Raw genomic sequence first — 571 nt, 5'->3', positions numbered from 1 at the left:
CGGTGACCTTGCAATCAGGCGAACAACTGAACAATAGCGGCCGGGTTGAGGCACGGGGCAATATCACCGCCAGAGCAGGCACGATACAAAGTGGTCACGACAGCGTATGGGCTGCGGGGCTGGATGATAAAGGGCGTACCACGTTACCCGGCTCATTAACTCTGACCGCGCAGCACGTTCAGGCGAAGGGGAAAAATCTGGCCGCCGATACGCTGGCTATCCACGGTCAACAGATTGACCTGAGCGACAGCCAGACGGCGGCCGGACAGATTCAACTGACTGCCGGTCAATCGGGGATAAGTACCGCTCGCGCTACCGTCAACGCCGACCGTTTTAGCGCGAAAACCCCGGGCCAGTTTAACAACAACGGCGGCCAGTTAGTGGCGCGGGAAATCCACCTCACGACCCCAGATATCTCTAACCTGAAAGGAAAAATTAACCAGACCGGGACCGGTGAACTGGCGCTTAACACCCGCGCCCTAAATAACCGTGAGGGGATGGTATTCAATCAGGGGAACTTGACCCTCACCACCGACCGGCTCGACAACCAGCAGGGCACTATTGCCAGTCA

1 protein-coding gene is annotated in these 571 nt (G+C 57.6%); it reads left to right on the top strand.

The window, feature by feature from the left end; all coding sequences use genetic code 11:
• Positions 1–571 (top strand): hypothetical protein (locus Phpb_RS09245; protein ID WP_131817509.1); only part of this gene is annotated, 571 nt, incomplete at both ends.

It is taken from the genome of Photorhabdus namnaonensis, assembly GCF_001684335.1.
Lineage (GTDB): Bacteria > Pseudomonadota > Gammaproteobacteria > Enterobacterales > Enterobacteriaceae > Photorhabdus > Photorhabdus namnaonensis.
The sequence above is the reverse complement of the archived record's forward strand: the minus strand, read 5'-3'. Positions and strand labels throughout refer to the sequence as shown.